The sequence below is a fragment of the Nocardioides piscis genome (genome assembly GCF_011300215.1).
In the GTDB taxonomy this organism is placed as follows: Bacteria; Actinomycetota; Actinomycetes; order Propionibacteriales; family Nocardioidaceae; genus Nocardioides; species Nocardioides piscis.
Genome location: NZ_CP049866.1, coordinates 224796 through 240480 on the forward strand (window position 1 = coordinate 224796; position 15685 = coordinate 240480).

At 70.1% G+C, this 15685-nt stretch carries 16 protein-coding genes; 9 read left to right on the forward strand and 7 right to left on the reverse strand.

Annotated features, from left to right (window positions below; all coding sequences use genetic code 11):
• The first annotated feature begins 264 nt into the window (after positions 1–264).
• From G7071_RS01215 to G7071_RS01225, 3 genes are all read left to right on the forward strand, one after another.
• Positions 265–1722: a sensor histidine kinase gene (locus G7071_RS01215; RefSeq protein ID WP_166313928.1), complete on the forward strand. Its 1458-nt coding sequence runs from the start codon at positions 265–267 to the stop codon at positions 1720–1722.
• A gap of 13 nt (positions 1723–1735) precedes the next feature.
• Positions 1736–2383 (forward strand): response regulator transcription factor, encoded by a 648-nt coding sequence (locus G7071_RS01220; RefSeq protein ID WP_246210297.1) that lies wholly within the window; start codon positions 1736–1738, stop codon positions 2381–2383.
• A gap of 96 nt (positions 2384–2479) precedes the next feature.
• Positions 2480–2713, forward strand: a complete 234-nt coding sequence (locus tag G7071_RS01225; RefSeq protein WP_166313932.1) for a hypothetical protein — start codon at positions 2480–2482, stop codon at positions 2711–2713.
• A 112-nt stretch (positions 2714–2825) separates the two neighbouring features.
• Here the strand turns inward: G7071_RS01225 and G7071_RS01230 are convergent, their stop codons facing one another.
• From G7071_RS01230 to G7071_RS01240, 3 genes are all read right to left on the reverse strand, one after another.
• A complete protein-coding gene (locus G7071_RS01230) occupies positions 2826–3629 on the reverse strand; it encodes a glycosyltransferase family 2 protein (RefSeq protein ID WP_166313934.1) in 804 nt (267 codons plus the stop codon).
• A 135-nt stretch (positions 3630–3764) separates the two neighbouring features.
• Positions 3765–4355 carry an aminoacyl-tRNA hydrolase gene (pth, locus tag G7071_RS01235; protein WP_166313936.1) on the reverse strand — a complete coding sequence of 197 codons (591 nt, stop codon included), beginning with the start codon at positions 4353–4355 and terminating at the stop codon, positions 3765–3767.
• A 107-nt stretch (positions 4356–4462) separates the two neighbouring features.
• Complete coding sequence (locus tag G7071_RS01240; RefSeq protein ID WP_166313938.1) at positions 4463–5161, reverse strand: 50S ribosomal protein L25/general stress protein Ctc; 699 nt, start codon at positions 5159–5161, stop codon at positions 4463–4465.
• 224 nt (positions 5162–5385) lie between these two features.
• Here G7071_RS01240 and pepN point away from each other — a divergent pair, with 224 nt between their 5' ends.
• Entirely contained in the window at positions 5386–7794 is a 2409-nt protein-coding gene (pepN, locus tag G7071_RS01245) for an aminopeptidase N (protein WP_166313940.1), read from the forward strand.
• A gap of 1 nt (position 7795) precedes the next feature.
• Here pepN and G7071_RS01250 read toward each other — a convergent pair whose 3' ends face one another.
• Entirely contained in the window at positions 7796–8221 is a 426-nt protein-coding gene (locus G7071_RS01250; RefSeq protein WP_166313942.1) for a MarR family winged helix-turn-helix transcriptional regulator, read from the reverse strand.
• An 86-nt stretch (positions 8222–8307) separates the two neighbouring features.
• Between G7071_RS01250 and G7071_RS01255 the strand changes: the two genes are divergently transcribed.
• Positions 8308–8937, forward strand: coding sequence for a maleylpyruvate isomerase family mycothiol-dependent enzyme (locus tag G7071_RS01255; RefSeq protein ID WP_166313944.1), 630 nt, complete (start codon positions 8308–8310; stop codon positions 8935–8937).
• A 7-nt stretch (positions 8938–8944) separates the two neighbouring features.
• Here G7071_RS01255 and G7071_RS01260 read toward each other — a convergent pair whose 3' ends face one another.
• Positions 8945–9925: a ribose-phosphate diphosphokinase gene (locus tag G7071_RS01260; protein WP_166313946.1), complete on the reverse strand. Its 981-nt coding sequence runs from the start codon at positions 9923–9925 to the stop codon at positions 8945–8947.
• A 58-nt stretch (positions 9926–9983) separates the two neighbouring features.
• A complete protein-coding gene (gene glmU / locus G7071_RS01265; RefSeq protein ID WP_166313948.1) occupies positions 9984–11462 on the reverse strand; it encodes a bifunctional UDP-N-acetylglucosamine diphosphorylase/glucosamine-1-phosphate N-acetyltransferase GlmU in 1479 nt (492 codons plus the stop codon).
• Positions 11463–11536: 74 nt separating this feature from the next.
• Between glmU and G7071_RS01270 the strand changes: the two genes are divergently transcribed.
• Genes G7071_RS01270 through G7071_RS01285 form a run of 4 tightly spaced genes read left to right on the forward strand, consistent with a single transcriptional unit; the run spans position 11537 to position 14955 of the window.
• Entirely contained in the window at positions 11537–12478 is a 942-nt protein-coding gene (locus G7071_RS01270) for an ABC transporter ATP-binding protein (protein WP_246210298.1), read from the forward strand.
• Entirely contained in the window at positions 12471–13346 is an 876-nt protein-coding gene (locus G7071_RS01275) for an ABC transporter permease (RefSeq protein ID WP_166313950.1), read from the forward strand. The genes G7071_RS01270 and G7071_RS01275 overlap by 8 nt, the downstream gene beginning before the upstream one ends.
• Complete coding sequence (locus G7071_RS01280) at positions 13343–14257, forward strand: ABC transporter ATP-binding protein (RefSeq protein ID WP_166313952.1); 915 nt, start codon at positions 13343–13345, stop codon at positions 14255–14257. Before G7071_RS01275 ends, G7071_RS01280 begins: the two co-directional genes overlap by 4 nt.
• Entirely contained in the window at positions 14254–14955 is a 702-nt protein-coding gene (locus G7071_RS01285; protein WP_166313954.1) for an ABC transporter permease subunit, read from the forward strand. Before G7071_RS01280 ends, G7071_RS01285 begins: the two co-directional genes overlap by 4 nt.
• Positions 14956–14959: 4 nt before the next feature.
• Here G7071_RS01285 and G7071_RS01290 read toward each other — a convergent pair whose 3' ends face one another.
• The gene (locus G7071_RS01290; RefSeq protein WP_246210299.1) at positions 14960–15655 is read right to left on the reverse strand and encodes a hypothetical protein; all 696 of its coding nucleotides are present in this window, start codon (positions 15653–15655) and stop codon (positions 14960–14962) included.
• Positions 15656–15685 lie beyond the last annotated feature (30 nt).

The following is a 15685-nucleotide window of genomic DNA, read 5'->3' on the forward strand; positions in this document are numbered from 1 at the left end:
GCCGGGTCTCAACCGAATTGGGGATGCGGACCTGTCCGGCCGAGATCGTGACGGTTCGTCGGCCTTGTCTCCGTGCGGCTCGCGAGGTGGTCTAGTCCGGATCTTGCCCAGAATTGGGTATGGGTTGAATATCGAACGAGGTGCCAATACCACAGGCATATGTTTCACGGGCAGTTCTCGGGGATATCACGCAAAATTTTGCGGTCAGGGGACCGTTTGGGGAGCCGATCGGCGCGCTAGCCGACTGGCGCAAGGGTGGTGACTGTGCTGGATTTCGAGGAATTCAAGAGGAGCAGCTGGCAGTCGGGGGTGTTGGCCGCGGTGTTGACCGTGGCAGCGGTGGTCGTCGTCCTGCTGACCGCCCCGGGGGGTCGGGGGCCTGCTGTCACGGCGCTGCTCGCCGGCCTGGTAGCCGGGCTGATGCTCCTGGCAGCATCGCTGACCTTCTACTTCCACTGGCTCACGACACCCAGTCGACGGCTGGGGTGGACCGTGGCAGCCATGGTGGTGATGGGCACGCAGGTCGTGGTGTCGTCCGGCTACAACCTGTCGGTGCTGTCGCAGGACCGGAACCTGTTCGCCACCTCGGGGGTGGGCTACGACATCCTGGCCCCCGCCGTGGTGCTGGGGCTGGTAGCCCTCGGTGCCCGCGGTTTGCCGATGCCCATCCCCCTGGGTCTGGGCCTGGGGGCGGGCATCACCCTGGCCGCGCTGAACGTCACCGGCCATCTCGATCCCCTGGTGTCGGTCTCCTCGAGGCCGGCAGCCCTGGCCGCGTCACTCATGGTCCTGTGCGGCTACTTGGCCGTCGCGGGTCTCGTCCTGCGTGACATCGGCCTGGTCCAGTGGGCGCGCAGGCGCCTCGCCACAGCGATCACGCTGATCGCGTTCGGCAACGCGGTGCGGGCCTGGCCCGGACACGTCGACGCGACAGATCTCTTCACAGCCTGCATGCAGGTCGGGGCAGCCGCTCTCTGGGCCGGAGCGTCCTTCCGGCTCCTGCGTGAGGCTCTCGTCTGGCAGCACCGCCGGATGGTCGCCCTCGAGGACTCGATGCTCGAGGTCGAGTCCACCGTGCGCCACAGTCACGAGACCCTGCACGAGATCCGCAGCACCGTCGTGGGGGCGGCGTCGGCCTCGCGACTCCTCCACGACGCGAGCCCTGGATCTTCCGCCCATGCCCGGCTCGAGCGAGCGATCAGCACCGAGCTGGACCGCCTCGAGCGACTGGTGGTGGGCGACTCGTCCCACCCGCCCGGACCGGTGGACGTCGACGCAACGCTCGACGTGCTCCTGGAGTCGCATCGTGCGCAGGGACGCACCATCGAGTGGGAGCCGTCAGGTGCCGTGGTCCATGCCCGGCCCGATGTCGTCGCAGAGGCGCTCAACATCCTGCTCGACAACGCGGCGGTCCACGGTGGCAGCCGCAGCAGGATCGCAGTCTCGTCGGCGGAGGACGTCGTGGAGATCGCCGTGACCGACGAAGGTCCCGGCGTCCCGCCCGAGGCTCGCGACCAGATCTTCGAGTGGGGGGTCCACCGGAGCGAGTCCCCGGGTCAGGGGATCGGCCTCAACCTCGCACGCCGGCTGGTGGCCGAGCACGGTGGATCGCTGGTCCTGGCGGACTCGGATGCCTCGAGTGGCTCGTCCTTCGTCATCCGCCTCCCGCGGGGACGGCTCCAGGAGGGGGCGAGCGTCAGTGACGCAAGGCGTTCGTCCTAGCACCCGGGTCCTGGTGATCGAGGACCACACGCTCCTGGCGGAGTCCCTCGAGATCGCACTGTCCCGCGACGGCTACGACGTCCGCCGCCTGAGCCTTCCCGAGATTGGTGGCTCCCTCGCCACCTTGAAGTCAGCCGCGTTGCGCATCAATGCCCGCATCGTCCTGCTGGACCTCGACCTCGGTCGGTTCGGTGACGCCACTCCGCTCATCTCGCCACTGGCCCGCGCCGGCGCCAACGTCGTCGTCGTGACGGCGTCGGACGAGCGCGGCCGCTGGGGAGAGTGCGCCCGCGCCGGTGCTCGCAAGGTGATCTCCAAGAGCCGGCCGATGCAGGAGATCCTCAGCGTTGTTCGACGGCTCGCGCAAGGACTGACCGTGATGCCGCCGGAGGAGCTGGAGAGCCTCCTCGAGGCCTGGCGGAGAGAACGGATGCTGACCGAGGACATGCGACGTCGACTCGAGATGCTCACCGCTCGTGAGAAGCAGGTCCTGGGCCATCTCCTGGAGGGTCACACGGTTCGCGACATCGCCCGCTCGAGCGTGGTGTCGGAGGCGACCGTGCGCACCCAGGTCAAGTCGATCCTCAGCAAGCTCGAGGTCTCGTCACAGCTGGCCGCCGTCGGGATGGCGCGTCACGCCCGCTGGCAACCTCCCGGCTGATCGTGCATGGCTTTGCCGCATTTTCGGCATGTGCTGCACGCGTCGGCTCCCTAGGCTCCAAGCACTGTTGACGCGTGGTCGGGAAAGAGGGAACAGATGACGCAGGTCACCGTGCCCTCGGTCCAGGGCCTGGTAGGCGACCGGCCGCAGGTCCCCATCGGGCGGGCCGCCCCCCACAGCTGGGCCTTCGACGTCCCGGGGGCCACGCCGACGCAGCAACCGGTGGCTCCGCCCCTGTGCCGACGGCACCGCCAGCGTGTCGGCGCTCTTCACCACAGCAAGGGCGGAGCCACCGTCCATCCCACGACCAACGCCGCCGCGGGGGCCTGAGCCACCCCTGCAGCCGGCAACGGTCGTCTCGCACCACGCCCCGATCGTTCGGCGTCCCGCAGTGGCAAGGCGACCACTGCCCCACCGCTCGTCGCGAGGCTGCTTCTCGACGTCAACCCGTGCGGATCGCTCGTCTGGCAAGGACCCCGATGACGGCCGAGACCGCGACGAACACCGGAACCTTGACGATGAGGGGGGGGTGGTGGACGACCGCGCCGCACAGCTCGCGCCAGAAGCTCGAGCGCTGGAGCCGCGCTGTCGCACGCGTGACCCGGACGTCACCAGCGGCCGCGCGCACCCCACGACGCACCAGGTCGCCGAATCGACGGGGCGCCGCCACGCGGACCTCTGCGTCCTGCACCAGGACACGCTCCGACGGGGCGAAAGCCTCCGTCATGGCGAGGTCCTCCTCACCCATCACCTCGCAGAAGGCGTCGACTCGAGCCTGCCCCTCCTCGGACAGGGCCACGACCCCGCGGCCGGACAGCCCGTCACAAGCTCGCGGCAGGCGTTCCCACACGTCGTAGTACCAGCGGACAGCCAAGCTGCTGCGCGCCGTCACCAGGACTCGTCGAGGGGCGGCGGCGAGCACGCCGCCGTCCTGCAAGGGCTGGATCAGTCGTCGCAGGTCGGCGCCCGACAGGACCACGTCCGCGTCGACGTGGACTCGAGGGAAGCATCCGCTCGCCTCGTTGCCCACCCTGACGGCCACGGCCTTGGAGGGATCCTCGATCTCCAGCACCCTGATGCCGGCGACCGCCTCCCGAGCCCGGCTCGCGGTCTCGTCCGTGCAGCCGTTGCAGACCACGAGGACGTCGAGCTCCAGCGGCCAGACGTCCTGGAACAGGTAGGCCAGGTTGCGCTCGATGGTGGCAGCCTCGTTGTGAGCCGGTATCACCACGCTCGCCACAGACATGGGCCTCTCCCCAAGTTCCGCTTGTCACGCCCCGCACGGTGTGACCCGGCCATGGTCGGTCGGTCGATGACGACGGATCCTGCCCCGGTTCGGTGTTCGTCAATATTGGTGACCGGCTTCCCGGGACCCCGGCACTCAGGAGTTGAAGCGCTGCTGGGTCTTCTCCAGGCCGTCGTTGATCAGCGACTCGACCGCGTCGGCCGCGTCGAACACCTGGAAGGGGAGGTCCTTCTTCTCAGCGGTCGAATAGTTGGACAGCACGAAGTCGGCGACCTCCTGGCGCCCGGGCGGGCGGCCGATGCCGGCTCGCACGCGATAGAAGTCACCCGTGCCCATGGAGGAGCGCATCGAGCGCAGGCCGTTGTGACCGTTGTCGCCCCCACCGAGCTTGACCCGGAGCGTGTTGAAGGCGATGTCGAGCTCGTCGTGGATCGCGATGATCCGCTCGGGGGACACCTTGTAGAACGTCGCGAGCGCCTTCACCGGTCCACCCGACTCGTTCATGTAGCACCGCGGCCGGGCCAGCACGACCCGCGGGCCGGGGACGCCGGGGGCGGCCAGCCGGCCCTCGACCACGTCAGCCCGACCGGACTTGTGGGCACGGAAGGACGAGCCCATCCGGTCGGCCAGCTCGTCGGTGACCAGGTAGCCGACGTTGTGGCGGTGGTTGGCATACGTCGGTCCGGGGTTGCCGAGACCGACGACCAGCCACACGTCCTCGCTCATGGCCTCATCCTCCCAGCCGGAGGGCGCCTCCCCGCCACGAGGGCGGCGCAAATGCGGCTGCGCCGCACCGGGGGACCCGATGCGGCGCAGCCAGTGGAACGGGTGGATCACTCCGCGGAGTCGCCCTTGGCAGCAGCGTCGTCGCCGGCGTCGATCGCGGCGGCCTCGTCCTGGGCCTCGGCGATCTCGGCGTCGGACACGTCGTGCTCGATGCCGGCCTCGGCCTCGGCCTCCTCCAGCTCCGCCTCGAGCGCCTCGGCCGAGATCTGCTGGGTCACGTTGACGATGAGCAGGTCCTCGTCGGCGAGCAGCGTGGTGCCCTTCGGGAGGTCGAGCTCCTTGGCCAGGATCTGCGTGCCCTCCTTGGCGCCCTGCACCGACACCTCGAAGAACTCGGGGATGTGGGTGGCCTCGGCCTCGACGGAGATGACCGCGTTCTCGGTCACGACCAGCGTGTCGGGAGCGGCGTCGCCGACGACGTGGATCGGGACGTCGACAGTGACCTTCTCGCCGCGACGGACGGCCACGAAGTCGATGTGCTCGATGACACGGCGGATCGGGTCGACCTGCACGTCCTTGGTCAGGGCGAGCTGCTCGGTGCCCTCGACGTCGAGCGCGAGCAGGGCGTTCGCGCCGCCGTGCTTGAGCGCCATCATGGTCTGGTGGCCCGGCAGGATGACGTGGACCGGGTCGTTGCCGTGGCCATAGATGACGGCGGGGATCTTGTTGTCGCGGCGGATGCGGCGGGCCGCGCCCTTGCCGAACTCGCTCCGGGTCTCGGTGGCGATCTTCTCTGCTTCAGACATTTCAGCTCCTGTGGGTGGGGCGGTCGGTGGGCCAGCAGACGAAGAACGCCGCGCATCCAGGTCGTGGGCGCGCGGCGTGAAGTCCAGCCGGCCCAGTCGATCACGGAGTGCGAAGCTCCCTCGCCGAGGCAACTGCACAAGAGTAGTCGGCAGGCCGGTGAGCGCGCCAATCGTCGCCCGGCTCGCGGTGCCGCCCGGCCCACTCCGGCGATAGCGTGGCCGGCATGTCGCTACAGCTGTCCGAGGCACGCCAGCGCGCCGCGCTGATCACCGACGTCGAGACCACGGTCCACCTCGACCTGACCCGCACCGAGGACTTCTCCGTGGAGGCCACCATCAGGTTCGGCTGCACGTCCCCGGGGGCCAACACCTTCCTCGAGCTGGTCGGCGGCACCGACGTGAGGCTGGACGGGCAGCCGGCGCCGTACGCCGACGGGCGCATCCCGCTCCACGACCTCACCGCCGTCAACGAGGTGAGCGTCAGCGCCCGGCTCCCCTACGTCACCGACGGCGACGGGATGACGGTCACGACCGACCCCGCCGACGGCGAGCGGTATGTGTGCGGATTCACCGCGATGGACATCGCCCAGCGCGTGATCCCCTGCTTCGACCAGCCGGACCTCAAGAGCACGTTCACGGTCTCGGTCACGGCTCCCCCGCACTGGACCGTGCTGGCCAACGGGCTCCTCGCCGGTCGTGACGGCGACACCTGGCGCTTCGAGCCCACCCCGCGCATCTCGTCCTACCTGTTCTTCGTCGCGGGCGGCCCGTGGGTCTCGGCCACGTGGGACGAGCCGTACGGCGACGGCACGCTCCCCTTCGGCTGGCACGCCCGCGCCTCGCAGGAGCCGGAGCTGCGGCGCGACTTCGAGGAGCTGCGCCGGATCACCAGCACCTGCTTCCAGCACTACACCTCGGTCTTCGACGAGCCCTATCCGTTCGACGACTACCAGCAGGTGTTCACCCCCGGCCTCAACTGGGGTGCGATGGAGTTCCCCGGGTGCGTCGCGTTCCGCGACGAGATCCTGACCCAGGGCACCCCGACCGCCGTGGAGCGCCAGGACACCGCGTCGGTGATCGCCCACGAGATGGCGCACATGTGGTTCGGCGACCTGGTGACAATGCGCTGGTGGGAGGACTCATGGCTCAACGAGTCGTTCGCCGACTTCATGGGATATGACGTGGCCGGGGTCGCTGCCGGGTATGCCGACTCCTGGACCGACGCGGCGCTGGCCCGCAAGCCCACCGGCTATCTCGCCGACCGCCGCCGCTCCACCCACCCCATCGCCGAGGACGCCGAGCGCCTCGTCGACGTCGACACCGCGTTCGCCAACTTCGACATGATCACCTATGCCAAGGGCAACGCTGTCCTGCGCCAGCTCGGGCTGTGGCTGGGCGACGACTTCCTGGCCGGCGTCAACCTGCACCTGACCACGCACGCCTTCGGCAACGCCTCCCTGGCGGACTTCCTCGACTCGCTCGCCTCGTGCACCGACCGCGACGTCCGCGGCTGGGCCGAGGCCTGGCTCCGCACGACCGGTCACGACACCCTCGTGACCACTCGCGACGGCACCGTGCCCGTCCTGCGCCGCGAGGGAAGCCGGCCCCACCGGATCACCGTCGCGGCGTTCGACGACGCGATGCACCAGGTGGACGAGGTCGTGGTCGACGTGGGCGACGAGCCGATCCGTCTCGAGCAGCTCGCCGGGAGGGCCGTGGTCCCCAACGCCGGCGACGAGACCTTCGCCCGCCTGCGGCTCGACGAGCAGTCGTGGGCCGCCGTGACCGAGGGGCTCGCCGACGTCGAGTCCCCGCTGACGCGCGCACTCCTGTGGTGGTCGGTCATCGACCTGGCGATGTCCCACGAGCTGGACCTGACCGAGCTCGCCGGGCTGGTCGACCGCCACCTGCGTCGCGAACGGCACCCCATCGTCTTCGAGGCGACGATGTCGCTGATCCTGAGGGTCGTGCGCAGCCAGGCCGCGCCCTCGGAGCTGGCGACCCTGCTCGACCGCGTCTCCAACGTCGCTCGCGTGGTGCTGGATGCCGAGGACCCGGCCCTCGAGGCCGCGGCCGCGCGAGCACTCGCGTCCACCACCAACGACCACGAATACCTCGTGCGTTGGCTCGACCTGCCAGACGTCGACCAGGAGGTCCGGTGGCGGATCGTGCAACGCCTGGCCTCGCTGGGCGACGGAGCCTTCATCGACCCCGAGGCGGAGCGCGACCGCTCGGTCGCCGGACACCACGCCGCGTTGACCGCGCGCGCCGCCATACCGACCCCGGAGGCCAAGGCCGAGGCGTGGGACCTGCTCATGGGCGGGACCCTCGGCAGTCACGAGTTCAGTGCCGTGGCCTCGGGATTCTGGGGCTGGGAGCAGGCCGCGCTCACGGAACCCTGGGTCGAGCGCTACGTCACCGACGGGCTCGACCTGGGGCGTCGCTCCGGGCAAGCCATGGGCAGGGTGATCGGGCACGCCTTCCCGTGGCTGCCGCTGCCCGACGAGGCGCGCCGGGCCTTGCGCTCCCGCCTGGCCGACGCGTTGGCCGCCACCGGCGACGACGCCGTCCCGACGGTGCTGGCCCGCACCTGGAACGACGCCCTCGACGACCTCGACCGGGTGCTCGGCTGAGTCACAGGTAGGGGTCGGTGACCTCACGCAACGCCTCGAGTGCCCGGCGCAGCTCCCGGGTGCGGCGCGGACCGAGGTGCTCGGCGAACTCTGCCTCGATCCGTTGCTCCATCTCGCGCGCGCAGGCCTGCGCAGCACGGCCCCGGGAGGCGATCCGGACCAGCCTGGCCCGACCGTCGGTGGGGTCCGGCACCCGCTCGACATAGCCGGCGCGCTCCAGCTGGTCGACCAGGAACCCCGCCGTCTGCTTGGTGACGCCGGCCGCTTCGGCGAGCGTCGTGAGACGGCTCCCGCCCTCGTCCACCCGAGCCGCCAGTCGCCCCTGCGCGGGCGTCATCTCGAAGCCGTTCTCCGCCAGGTGCGCCCAGATGCGCTGCTCGGCGTGGCGCTGCACGATGAACATCAGCAGCGGCGTGGGCAACGACATCGTCCACCTCCCTCGAGGGTTGACACATTGGTCAGCGAGACTGACCATATTAGTCAGGCTCTCTGATCAACTCCAGGAGGCTCGCCATGGACAAGCCCACCACCTGGCGCCACATCCACGAGGAACGGCGCGCCATGGCCACGACCCTGGCCGGCCTGGCCCCGGACCAGTGGGAGGCTCCCTCGCTCTGCGCGGGATGGAGCGTCAAGGACGTCGCGGCCCACGTCATCGCCCACCCCCAGACCGGGTGGGCCCAGCTTGCGCCGATGCTGGTGCGCAACCTGGGCCGGGGCTACAACACGATCATGTTCCGCGAGGTCAAGCGACTCGGCACAGGTGCCACCCCGGCCTCCGTCCTGGCCGACTTCGCCACCTACGACACGTCGCTGCGCAAGGTGCCCACGACCACGGTCGTCGACCCCCTCATCGACGTCCTCGTCCACCACCAGGACGTGACGCGTGCGCTCGGCCTGCACCGCGAGATGTCTCCGGTGGCCGCCGCGGTCGCGGCGGACCGCGCGCGGACCCTGGCGTTCCTCAACGGCTCACGCGAGGTCGTCCGGAGCACCCGGATGGTCGCCACCGACCTCGACTGGGTGAGGGGTCGCGGGCCGACGATCGAGGGCCCGATGCAGGAGCTGTTGATGGTGTGCATGGGGCGGGCGAGGGTCGCGCAGGACCTCGTGGGCGACGGCCTGGAGCTCGTGTCGACCTGAGCCGGCGTCAGGCGTGACCGTCGAACATCGAGGTGACCGAGCCGTCCTCGAAGACCTCGCGGATGGCACGCGCGATGAGCGGGGCGATCGAGAGGGTCGTGAGCTTGTCGAACTGCTTGTCAGCAGGGATCGGCAGGGTGTTGGTGACGACGACCTCGGTGGCCGGCGAGTTCTTCAACCGGTCGACGGCGGGGTCGCTGAGGATCGGGTGGGTGGCTGCGATGACGACGCCTGCAGCGCCGGCGGCGACACAGGCCTCGGCAGCCTTCACGATGGTGCCGCCGGTGTCGATCATGTCGTCGGTGAGGACGCAGATCTTGCCGTCGACGTCACCGACGACCCGGTTGGCCACGACCTCGTTGGCCACGTCGGTGCGCCGCGTCTTGTGGATGAACGCCAGCGGCACCCCGCCGAGGCGGGCCGACCAGCGCTCGGCGACCTTGATCCGGCCGGCGTCGGGCGAGACGACCGCGAGCTCCTGGTCGCCGTACTTCTGCTTGACGTAGTCGGTGAGGATCGGCAGCGCCATCAGGTGGTCGACGGGGCCGTCGAAGAAGCCCTGGATCTGGTCGGCGTGCAGGTCGACGGTGATCAACCGGTCGGCGCCGGCGGTCTTGAAGAGGTCGGCGACCAGGCGGGCCGAGATCGGCTCGCGGCCGCGGTGCTTCTTGTCCTGGCGGGCATAGCCGTAGAAGGGCATCACGACGGTGATCCGCTTGGCCGAGGCCCGCTTCAGCGCGTCGACCATGAGCAGGTGCTCCATGATCCACTCGTTGATCGGCGAGGTGTGGCTCTGGATCACGAACGCGTCGCAGCCACGGACCGACTCCTCGTAGCGGACGTAGATCTCGCCGTTGGCGAACTCGTAGGCCGACTGCGGCACGAGCCCGCAGTCGAGCAGGTCGACGACCTCGGTGGCCAGCGTGGGGTGCGCCCGCCCACTGAAGACCATCAGGTTCTTCTCGGTCGTCTTCTTCAAACCGCTCACGGTCTGTGACTCCTCGCTGCGGGGTGCTGCGGTCAACGACGGGGGTTCGTTGCCGACGTCAGGATTGTGTCCCACCGGCGTCTGCGTTCCCAACCCCGGGGTCGGTGAGGTCGGACACCTGTTGTTCACCTGCCCGTGAGGCCGCGTCCGCCTGCGCCGTGCCGGCACGCTTCGACTGCGCCCAGCCCTCGAGGTTGCGCTGCGGACCGCTGCTCACGGCCAGCGCCCCGGGGGGTACGTCGCGGCGCACCGTGGTCCCGCCGGCCGTCCCCGCTCCGTCGCCGATCGTCACGGGCGCGACGAAGGTGTTGTTGGAACCGGTGCGGGCGTGACGGCCGACGACGGTGCGGTGCTTGGCGACACCGTCGTAGTTGGCGAAGATCGTCCCCGCCCCGATGTTGGTGCCCTCGCCGATCTCGGCGTCGCCGACATAGGAGAGGTGCGGGACCTTCGCCTCGTCGCCGATCTGCGCGTTCTTGGTCTCCACGAAGGCGCCGATCTTTCCCCTCGCGCCCAGCCGGGTGCCGGGTCGGAGGTAGGAGAAAGGGCCGACCACGGCCTGGTCGCCGATCACGGCCAGCTCGGCGTGCGTGCGGACGACCCGCGCGCCGGCGCCGACCTCACAGTCCTTGAGCGTGGTGTCGGGGCCGATGACCGCGTCGTCGGCCACGACGGTGGCGCCGAGCAGCTGGGTGCCGGGCAGGATCGTCACGTCCTGGGCGAGCTGGACGTCGGCGTCGATCCACGTCGTCGCCGGGTCCATCACCGTCACGCCCTCGCGCATCCAGTCGGTGACGATGCGCTGGTTGAGCAAGCGGCCGAGCTCGGCGAGCTGCGCTCGGTCGTTGGCCCCCTCGGTCTCGCTCACGTCGTCGATCGCGAAGGCTCCGACGGTCATTCCCGCATCCCGCGCGATCTGCACGGTGTCGGTGAGGTAGTACTCACCCTTGTTGTTGTCGTTGCTGATCCGCGGCAGCGCGTCGGCGAGGAACTCGGCGTCGAAGGCCAGGATGCCGGAGTTGATCTCGGCGATCTCGCGCTGCTCGGGCGTCGCGTCCTTCTCCTCGACGATCGCCTCGACGTCGCCCTCGGGGTTGCGGATGACGCGGCCATAGCCGAACGGGTCGGCCACGATGCCGGACAGGATGCTCACCGCCCGCTGCGCCGCCTCGTGCTCGGCGATGAAGGCGCGCAGCGACTCCCCGCGCAGCAGCGGGGTGTCGCCTGCGGCCACGACCACGGTGCCCCTCGCCGTACCAGCCGCTTCGATCGCGACGCGGACGGCGTGACCCGTCCCCTCCTGCGTCTCCTGGACGGCCAGCACGCAGTCCGGCACCAGCTGCTGGATGTGCGGCCCCACCTGGTCACGCTGGTGGCCGACCACGGCGACGATCCGCTGCGGTTCGACCGCCTGGACGGCCGCCAGGACGTGGCCGATCATCGAGCGGCCGCCGATGGGGTGCAGCACCTTCATCGTCTTGGACTTCATGCGGGTGCCGCCGCCCGCGGCGAGCACGATCACGGTGAGGTTGTCCATGCGGGCAGTGTGTCAGGTCGCGGTCAGGGCCATCCCTGATGGCCGGATCGTCGACGGTCGCTAGCGTGGCGGACGTGACACGGACCAGCGGCGACGTGATCGAGACCAGGGCGTTGACCATGCGCTTCGGTCAGATCGAGGCGCTCACCTCGCTCGACATCGCGGTGGGTGACGGGGTCACCGGCCTCGTCGGAGCCAACGGCGCCGGCAAGTCGACGTTGATCAAGATCCTGCTCGGCCTGCTGGAGCCGACGAGCGGCACCGCGAGCGTCCTGGGTCACGACGTCGCCACCCAGGGCCCGGAGATCCGGCGGCTCGTCGGCTACATGCCCGAGCACGACTGCCTGCCACCCGACGTGAGCGCCAGCGACTTCGTGGTCCACCTCGGACGGATGTCGGGCCTGCCGGCGACGGTCGCCCGCGAGCGGGCAGCCGACATCCTGCGCCACGTGGGGCTCGACGAGGAGCGCTACCGCCAGATGGGCGGCTACTCGACCGGCATGAAGCAGCGGGCCAAGCTCGCCCAGGCGCTCGTGCACGACCCGCGGCTGGTCTTCCTCGACGAGCCGACCAACGGGCTCGACCCCGCTGCCCGCGTCGACATGCTCCAGCTGGTGCAGCGCATCGGACGTGACTTCGGCATCGCCGTGCTCGTGACGTCCCACCTGCTGGGCGAGCTCGAGAAGGTCAGTGACCACGTGATCGTGCTCGACGGCGGGCACCTGCTCCGCTCCTCGGCCACTGCCGACTTCCTGCACCACACCGGCGGCCTCCTGGTCGAGGTGCTGGGAGGCGACGCGGCACGCGACCAGCTCGGCGAAGCACTCGCCCGGGCCGGGCTGGCATGCCGTCCCCGCGGCGCAGTCGTGGTCGTGGATCCCCCGTCCGACCCGCTGGCCGTCCACGACCTCGTGCGCGACACGGTCGCCGACCTCGGCCTCGGCCTGGTCCGCCTCCAGGCCGACCAGGGGCACCTCGAGGACGTCTTCCTGCCGGGAGGTGGCACGCATGGCTGAGCGCACGGGCACCATCCACGACATCGGCTACCGCGGCTACGACGGCCCCCGCGAAGGCAGCGCCGCGCTCGCGACGCAGCTCTTCGTCACCGGCCTGCGTCACGCCTTCGGCCTCGGCAGGTCGGGCAAGTCCAAGATCCTGCCTTTCGTGCTCCTCGCCATGTGCACAGTGCCAGCCGCGATCCTGGTCGGAGTCGTGACCATCACCGGTCTCAGCGAGCTCCCGGTCTCCTACGCGAGCTACGTCAACCAGGTGCAGTCCCTCATCGCCCTCTTCGCGGCCGCCCAGGCCCCCGTGCTGTTCTCGCGTGACCTGCGGCACCGCTCGATCGTGCTCTATCTCGCACGTCCACTCTCGCCGAGCACCTTCGCGCTCGTGCGCTGGCTCTCTCTGACCACGGCGCTGATCGTCTTCATCGCGGGTCCGGTCCTCGTCCTGTACGCCGGAGCGTTGCTGGCCGGCCTTGAGGTGGGCACCCAGACGAGAGCGCTCGGCAAGGCGCTCGTGCTGGTCGTCGTGCTGGCTGCGACGCTCGCCGGACTGACGGGACTGATCTCGTCCTACTCGCTGCGCCGCGGCTTCGCGATCGTCGGATCGGTCGTCATGCTTGTCGTGGTCGGCACGCTGGTGACGATCGTGCAGGCTGTCGCGCAGGAAGAGGGCCTTCCCGAGGTCGGGCTTGCGGCGGGCCTGTTCTCCCCCGGTTCGCTCTACTACGGCTTGGCCGACGCGTGGGACGCGGGTGTCGAGATGTTCACCGAGCCCACCGGCGCGTGGGTCGTGGCGTACGCAGCCGTGTCGTTGCTCGTCGTCACGGGCTCCGTGCTGCTCCTGGTGAGGCGATTCACGAAGGCGGGTGCCCGATGAGCACGCTGGTCCTGGACAAGGTCTCGCGGTGGTTCGGCAACGTGGTGGCCGTCAACGACGTCACCATGACGATCGGGCCTGGCGTCACCGGCCTGCTCGGCCCCAACGGGGCGGGGAAGACCACCCTGATGGCCATGATGTCGGGGTTCCTGCCTCCCTCGTCCGGCTCGGTCACCCTCAACGGCGAGCCGGTCTGGCGGCACACGGACGCCTATCCCCTGCTCGGCCTCGTGCCCGAGCGCGAGCTGAGCTTCGGCTATCTCACCGGCCGCCAGTTCGTCCGCGCCAACGCCGACCTGCACCGCCTGCCCGACGCAGCCGAGGCGACCGAGAGGGTCCTCGGGGTCGTGGACATGGTCGAGCCCGCCGGGCGACGGCTCGACACCTATTCCAAGGGCATGCGCCAGCGGGTCAAGATCGCCGCCGCGCTGGTGCACGACCCGACCGTGCTGCTCCTCGACGAGCCGTTCAACGGCGTCGACCCGCGACAACGCATGCAGCTGATGGAGCTGCTGCGGCGGCTGGGCGACGAGGGGCGCACCGTGCTCTTCAGCTCGCACATCCTCGAGGAGGTCGAACGGCTGGCACGGCACATCGAGGTCGTCGTCTCGGGCCGTCACGCAGCCTCGGGCGACTTCGGTGCGATCCGTCGCCTCATGACCGACCGCCCCGTGCGCTACTCGATGAGCTCCAGCGACGACCGGGCGCTCGCCGCCGTACTGATGAGTCGGGCGGCCGTGACCGCGGTCGCCCTCCGGCACCCCACGGGTCTGGAGGTCCAGGTCAGCGACCTCGGCACCTTCGCCTCCGAGCTGCCCTCGCTGGCCCGCACGCACGGCGTGACCCTGTTCGACCTCTCGCCCAGCGATGACTCGCTGGAGAGCGTCTTCTCCTACCTGGTGGACCGATGAACGCAACCATCACCAAGCTCGCGCTCCAGGCCCTGCTGGGGCGCCGTCGCTTCTGGCTGCTGCTCGCCCTGCCACTGGCGCTCGTGGGGCTGACGCTGCTCATCCGCACTCTCTCCTCCGACAGCGAGGCGGCCTGGCCGATGGTCAGCGTCCTGGGCTATCCCCTGGTCCTGCCCCTCGTCGCCATCCTCGCTGCGTCCTCCGTGCTGGGTCCGGAGGTCGACGACGGGTCGATCGTCTATCTCCTCTCCAAGCCGGTCAACCGGCACGCGGTCGCGATCTCGAAGTGGGTGGTCGCCTGGGCCGCCACCCTCGTCGTCGGCTCGCTCGGCGTGCTGGCGGCGGGGCTCGTCGCCGGTGGCGGTGAGCAGGCGACAGCCTGGTGGGTCGCCTCGTTGGTGGCCGGGACGACGTACTCCGCGCTGTTCCTCGCGCTGTCGGCGATCACCCGGCATGCGGTGGTCGTCGGACTCGTCTTCGTCCTGGTCTGGGAGGGGCTGGCTGGCGGCTTCCTCAGCGGGGTCGCGTGGCTGAGCATCGGCCAGTGGGGGATCCGGATCGGCCACGAGGTCTCGGCGTCGCTGGACGACCCGGCCAACCTGCTGTGGTCGGTGCTGGCCAGCGTCGCAGTCACCCTCGGCGGCGTGTGGTTCGCGGGCGACCGGCTGCGGTCGTTCTCGCTGACCGGCGACGAGTGAGCCGTCAGGTCCGGTCCGACAGCTCGTAGAGGTGACGACTCGTCGGCACCAGGTCGAGACCCCGATCGGCCCCGATGCGGGCCACGCTCGCCATCAGCCGGGTGATCCGGTCGGTGAGCTCGACGTCGTCGCCGCCGCTGCCATAGAAGGCGTGCATGTCGGTCATGGCCTCGGCCGGGAACAGCTCCTCGACCAGCGCTGCGACCGGAGCGACGTCGTCGGGCATCGCGGTGACCGGTGCGACGACGACGTTCTGCAGATAGCCGAACGTCGCCTGGGTCTCGATCGCCACCGGCGTGTGGTCGACGAGCCAGCGGTTTCGCCACTCCTCCACGTCGAGCTCATCGGGCCGGCGCAAGATCGCGATGTTGGCCAGGCCGTCGAGCCGGGAGCCGTCCCAGGTCTCGGGCGGTTCGATCGGGCGGCGCTCCTCGACCTCCCAGCCCGCCAGGGTGCCGGTCACGGCAGCGAGGGCGGCGGTCACGAGCGACGCCGCCTCGACCGAGGGCACCCACACGCTCACGACGGCCGCGATGGGCGCCGGGCCCGTGGGGATGCGCATGGCTGCGGCGACGTGCTCGTCGTCGGTGTTGAGCTGCAGTCGGACGACACCGGCCGCAGCGAGGACGGCGTGGAGCTCGGGAGCGTGCAGGGCGGCAGCGTCGACGTCCCACAACGCAAACATCAGCTTGGTGGTCACGGCCGACAACCTATGGCAGGCGTCGCGCCC